The following is a 5,980-nucleotide window of genomic DNA, read 5'->3' on the forward strand; positions in this document are numbered from 1 at the left end:
GGAGCAATGTACCTCTCTACCGACTTAACATTCGCCCATTTTTTAATCGTTTCAGCATCCGAAGCGGTCATGTTGAAAAAATATTCGCTTTCCGCAGAACGCTGCGATTCGATATGCATATCTTCAAGGGTTTGGGGATTAAATTCCGTACCGTCTGTCTGCACTTTATAATATTTCTCGCCAAATTCAGGAACTTCTGCAGGTTTGCTATTTACATATACCCTTGCATTAATAATACTTAGCGTATCACCCCCAATGGCGAGGCATCGTTTAATATAATTCTCCCGCTTATCAACCGGTCGCGATAAGGGCGCATCAGCATCCATCGGGTAATTAAACACAACCACATCATTTCGCTCAACGTTGCCCAAGCCCGGAAGGCGTCTATACTTCCACTGTATCCCATCCCAATATGCCTTTGTACCTGTAATGGGCATAGTGTGATGAGCGAATGGAAATGAAACAGGTGTAATCGGCATCCTGGCACCATAATTCACTTTACTGACGAAGAGAAAATCTCCTACCAGTAAAGTTTTCTCCATCGAACCGGTTGGTATTGTATATGCTTCAATAAAAAGTCCTCTAATAAGTGTGGCCGCAATTACCGCAAACAAAATTGCATCAAACCACTCTCTCCCGGCACTCTTCTTTACCTTTACTTTCTTATCGGCAGACTTATCTTTATTCCAAAACTTCCAGTTCATATTGGTTCTATAACAAAAAATTAAACGCTAAAATCAAACATATCGGTGACATTAAAAAATCCGGTTTTTTTGTGCACCCATTCTGCCGCCAGAACGGCTCCCAGTGCAAAACCCGCGCGGCTGTGCGCTTTATGCTTGAATTCTAAATCATCGACTTCCGAACTATAGATTACGGTATGCGTCCCAGGCACATCTTCTATACGATGTGACTCGATAAGCAGCTGATCAGGCTTTGTGATCAGGTCGGGATCAGATCCAATAAGTTCATTAACCCATTCATTCTTACGATCCAATTCACTTATAATTCCTTCCGCGATGCTCATCGCTGTCCCGCTTGGAGAATCAATCTTAGCCGTATGGTGGATCTCCTCAACCTGCACTTCGTATTGAGGATATCTGTTCATGATCTTAGCCAGCATCTTGTTTACATAAAAGAAGATATTTACCCCAACACTAAAATTTGATCCGTAGAGCAAGGTATTATTACCTTCAACACATTGATTCTTTACTTCCTGTAAACGTCCGTACCAGCCAGTTGTTCCAACTACAATAGCAACACCAGCATCGAAACAGAGTCCTATATTTTGAAGTACTGAATCAGGGGTGCTAAAATCTATCGCTACGTCGGCATTTTTTAGATTTTCAATGGTCAAATCATCCACATTTTCGGCATTCACTTTCAAGACGATATCGTGCCCTCTTTCAATAGCAAATTGCTCGACGATTTGTCCCATTTTTCCATAACCAAGAATTGCTATTTTCATAATGTCATTTTTTAGATAGCAGCGAGGCTATTCATGTTACAATCCGTGTAATTTAAATCAAAAATTAAGAAAAACCTCATAAGGAAAGTCTGACTTTGAACCCAACCGTTGCTTTATGTACTTGGGCGAAGGCATTAAAACCAGGGGTAGGTTGAAGAAAAGGGTCAATATTCAAGGATAAGTCATCCGATACATCAAATCTGTAAAACTTCGCATCTATATACGCATCTATAACCTGGATAGCATAAAATGCTATTCCACCTAATATAGAAAGGTCGCGCGTTCTTCTGTAATCATCTTTAACACCGATAATACCTTCGTCAGTATAGGCTTTCCAGGCTGGATTGGCTTTTCCTGGTTCATCCTGACGGTACTGGGCTTCAGTAAGGAATTTTTTATACTGACGTTGGTTAAACTCGTAAACTAATCCAATACCAACAAATCCTCCATATACCAGGGGGACTTTCCACCAGCGCTTATTATATATTTGACCGAGTCCGGGAACCATCGCCGACCTTCTGGCCGCAATACCAGGCATTGCTTCAATTGCAAGACGGGCAGAATCTTTCACTACACCAACTGTGGAAACCTGAGTGTCTACTCGTTTTAATTTAGGGAGAGTATCAGAAACTTGACAATAAGCACTGACCTGCGCTAAAAAACACATGCAGAATACTATGCTTAAAATCTTTCCTGTCATTACCAGTCTAACATTTCCAGAATTCTGTTCAGGTCGTCATCCGACATAAACGTGATCTCTATAGAACCAGTTCCCTTGTCTTTAAGTTTTAATTTTACGTTTGTTGCAAACTTCGATGCAAGGTCATCCTGAATTTTCATGTACTGAAACGAAATCCCATCTTTTTTAGAAGCTGGTGTTTTCTGTTTACCTGATTTCTCTATCTGACGAACAAGTTCTTCAACATTTCTAACGGAAAGTCCACGATTTATTATCTCCTGAAAAATATATAATTGCTGATCCGGATTCTCCACAGAGATCAAAGCACGAGCATGACCCATTGAAATCTCTTTGTCCCGTATAGCCGCTTGTATAGCCGGCGGAAGTTTGAGCAGGCGGAGATAATTGGTAACTGTTGAACGATTTTTACTGACCCTGCTTCCAAGCTCTTCTTGTTTCAGATTACACTCATCGATCATGCGCTGAAAACTCAGGGCTACCTCAATCGCATTCAGGTTTTCACGCTGTATGTTTTCGATAAGGGCCATTTCCAGCATCTGCTGGTCGTTAGCAGTACGTACGTAAGCAGGAATTTCTTCAAGTCCTGCCAGCTTTGAAGCACGTAAACGGCGCTCACCAGATATCAGCTGATATGAATTCTGTCCCGCTTTCCTAACTGTAATAGGTTGAATCAGCCCCTGGAGCTTAATTGAGTCAGCTAAGTCCTGAAGAGCTTCCTTGTCAAAATCTGTACGGGGTTGAAAAGGATTAACTTCAACCTGATTTATCTTTACAAAACTTATCGATCCTAAAGAAGTACTTTCGTTGCTGATTTGCTGTTTTCTATCGCCTTCCTGCAGATCTGAATCATCCAATAATGCTCGTAATCCCTTTCCCAGGCCTGTTTTCTTCTGATGGATCATAAAATAACTAAACTAATGCTTGCTTTGAGGCTTCTTCTTTTGAAACGAGACCATTCTTTCTAATGATCTCCCGAGCCAGATTAAGGTAATTAATAGCCCCTTTACAATTAGCGTCATGCATAATTACCGAGATTCCGTAGCTCGGAGCCTCGCTCAAGCGGGTATTTCTCTGAATGATTGTTTCAAAAACCAGATCCTGGAAATGAGTTTTCACTTCTTCCACTACCTGATTTGACAAGCGTAAACGCACATCGTACATCGTTAAAAGAATTCCCTCGATTTGCAGTTCAGTATTCAAACGGTTTTGCACAATTTTGATTGTATTCAAGAGTTTTCCGAGTCCTTCCAGTGCGAAATATTCACATTGAACCGGTATAATAACAGAATCCGCAGCAGTAAGGGCATTTATTGTAATAAGGCCTAATGACGGTGAGCAATCAATGATGATGAAATCATAGTTGTCACGAATCTTTTCAAGTACAGCTTTCATCTTAAACTCCCGATCTGCGAGATTGATCATCTCGATTTCGGCACCAACCAGATCAATATGAGCCGGCAATAAGTCAAGGTTTGGCGTATCGGTACTTTGGATAGCATCCAATGGATCTATTTCATTTATAATGCATTCATAGATACTAGCTTTTATTGTGCGAGGGTCATACCCTATACCCGATGTTGAATTAGCCTGCGGATCCGCATCAACTAACAATGTACGATATTCAAGCACAGCTAAACTTGCTGCCAAATTAATTGAAGAAGTTGTTTTACCAACCCCACCTTTCTGGTTAGCTAACGCGATGATTTTACCCATATTTTCGAAAATATTTACAAATAACTGATATAATGTAAGCCAAAAAATAGCTGTAAGGCGTTAAAAAAGACTACTTTTGACATGCTTGGGTGGTTTTTTAACCAGGGACTAAAGATAACAAACTTATAAGTAATTACCCTTAGGGGCGATTTTCGTTTTGCACATCTTATTAACAAAAATGATCACAATTATTTCAGGAACAAACCGCGAAGGTAGTAATACGCTAAAGCTCGCTCAATATTATGAGAGACAATTATCTGCAAAAGGTTACGATGCCGGCCTTCTTCCACTAACTCTGCTACCCGACAATTTTATAAGTTCAGATCTTTACGGAAACCGAAGCGAAGAGTTTCAGATCCTTCAGGACACCATTACACAGACCAGTAAGTTTATTTTCATCTTTCCGGAATACAATGGCGGGTTTCCAGGTATTCTTAAAACATTTGTAGACGCATGTAAATTCCCGGATAGCTTTTATGGGAAGAAAGCGGCACTAGTTGGGCTTTCTTCAGGTAAGTACGGCAATGTCCGCGGCGTGGAGCATTTCACTGGCATTTGCCATTATATCAATCTGCACGTCCTTCCCCTCCGTATCCACATTCCAGCCATCCATAATGAGTTTGATGAAGAGGGCAATTTATTTAAGGAAGAAACGAAGAAGTTTACCGAACAGCAGATAGAGCAGTTTATTTCCTTTTAATTAGCAAATTTGAAAATTAGAGAATTAGCACATTTGCTCATTTCCTAATTTGCTCATCTACACATTGAACTTAATCCAACCTACCCCCTCATACCCAAATACAAATTGCTTTGGGTTTATTATCTCTGCAAGAATTTCTACACTATCGATTAGCCTTGGTCCAGAGCGGTTGAAATATTGGTTTCCATCTGCAATGTAGATCCGGTTATTTTTCACGGCATTCAATTCCTGCCAGCCCGGTAAATCAAGCAGGAGATTGATTTCCTGTAAAGTTCGCGGTATGGAAAATCCACAAGGCATTACGATAATAATATCAGGGTTCTCTTTTAATAAATCCTCAAATTGAATGAAAGGAGAATGCTGCCCGTTTACAGCAAGTAGGGGATTGCCCCCGGCGATCTGGACTAATTCTGGAGTCCAGTTGCCCGCTATCATAAGCGGTGAGAGCCATTCGATACATGCTACCTTTGGCTTTTCTGAAAGAAACCTGAGTTTGTGATTGATGATGCTTAACCTCTCATCGGCAAGCTCAAAAATTACTTCAGCCTTTTCAGGGACTCCTAAATAGTCCGCTATTCTTTTAATGTCATCATTGACGTCAGATAGAGTATTGGGTTGCAAAGAGATGATCCTGCACTCTTTGTCCAGCAAACCTTCCAGGGCCTCTTCAACATCTCTCACACTCACTGCGCAAACTTCACATTGGGCCTGCGTGATGATTAAGTCAGGATTTAACTGCCTGATCAATTCACGATCAATGGTATAAATCGACAAGGCATTGCTGAGAATCTCTTTCACCTGCCGGTCGATTTCTGCACTGTCGGAGCCGGAATTAAACTTTGCGGATGAACAGACAGGAAGTTGTTTCACACTCTCGGGATAATCGCACTCATGCGAACGGCCAACGAGGTTTGATTCAAATCCGAGGGCACAAACAATTTCGGTAGCGGCTGGGAGAAGGGAAATGATTTTAAGATCAGACATGCAGGAGATTTTGGCAAATGTACGATGCGGGGCGCATATATTTTAACGGCAGAGTACGCGGGTCCCTCCCTACGGTCGGGATGACGACCGCGATTTTTTAAGAAAGTGGAGATTTCTCCTCGCAACACTCAACCCGATTAATTTCATAGGCCATCAGCTCGTCGAAATATACCCCTATTTTAATGGTAGATTATTTCGACGAGCTAAACCCTTTTTTATCATTAACCGAAATTTAAAAGCGAGGAGAAATCTCCCTCTCCCCAACGATAGACCCGTCATCCCGACCGTAGGGAGGGACCTTGCGACTCTGCGGTTAAAATTTCGGTGTGTAGGTAAGCCGTCTGAAGTAAACACATTCCTCTAAAACAAAAAAACCCGGCAACACCGGGTTCTAAACTTTTTCAGGGCTTACTGG

The 5,980-nt window shown here is 41.4% G+C and carries 7 protein-coding genes; 1 reads left to right on the forward strand and 6 read right to left on the reverse strand.

What is annotated here, in order from left to right:
- The 5 genes from lepB to WBJ10_RS12365 form a co-directional block, all read right to left on the reverse strand.
- Positions 1–704, reverse strand: a 704-nt coding sequence (gene lepB / locus WBJ10_RS12345; RefSeq protein ID WP_424290724.1) for a signal peptidase I, incomplete at its 3' end; no start/stop codon positions are given.
- Between the two features lie 20 nt (positions 705–724).
- Complete coding sequence (gene dapB / locus WBJ10_RS12350; protein ID WP_424290726.1) at positions 725–1,468, reverse strand: 4-hydroxy-tetrahydrodipicolinate reductase; 744 nt, start codon at positions 1,466–1,468, stop codon at positions 725–727.
- 76 nt (positions 1,469–1,544) lie between these two features.
- The gene (locus tag WBJ10_RS12355; protein ID WP_424290728.1) at positions 1,545–2,135 is read right to left on the reverse strand and encodes a DUF5683 domain-containing protein; all 591 of its coding nucleotides are present in this window, start codon (positions 2,133–2,135) and stop codon (positions 1,545–1,547) included.
- A 32-nt stretch (positions 2,136–2,167) separates the two neighbouring features.
- A complete protein-coding gene (locus WBJ10_RS12360) occupies positions 2,168–3,070 on the reverse strand; it encodes a ParB/RepB/Spo0J family partition protein (RefSeq protein ID WP_424290730.1) in 903 nt (300 codons plus the stop codon).
- Between the two features lie 7 nt (positions 3,071–3,077).
- Entirely contained in the window at positions 3,078–3,881 is an 804-nt protein-coding gene (locus tag WBJ10_RS12365; RefSeq protein WP_424290732.1) for a ParA family protein, read from the reverse strand.
- Between the two features lie 178 nt (positions 3,882–4,059).
- On the opposite strand from WBJ10_RS12365, the gene WBJ10_RS12370 reads away from it, so the two are divergent.
- Positions 4,060–4,581 carry an NADPH-dependent FMN reductase gene (locus WBJ10_RS12370; RefSeq protein ID WP_424290734.1) on the forward strand — a complete coding sequence of 174 codons (522 nt, stop codon included), beginning with the start codon at positions 4,060–4,062 and terminating at the stop codon, positions 4,579–4,581.
- Between the two features lie 57 nt (positions 4,582–4,638).
- Here WBJ10_RS12370 and WBJ10_RS12375 read toward each other — a convergent pair whose 3' ends face one another.
- Positions 4,639–5,565, reverse strand: coding sequence for a cobalamin-binding protein (locus WBJ10_RS12375; RefSeq protein ID WP_424290736.1), 927 nt, complete (start codon positions 5,563–5,565; stop codon positions 4,639–4,641).
- Positions 5,566–5,980 lie beyond the last annotated feature (415 nt).

Source organism: Daejeonella sp. (assembly GCF_049655485.1).
Taxonomy (GTDB): domain Bacteria; phylum Bacteroidota; class Bacteroidia; order Sphingobacteriales; family Sphingobacteriaceae; genus Daejeonella.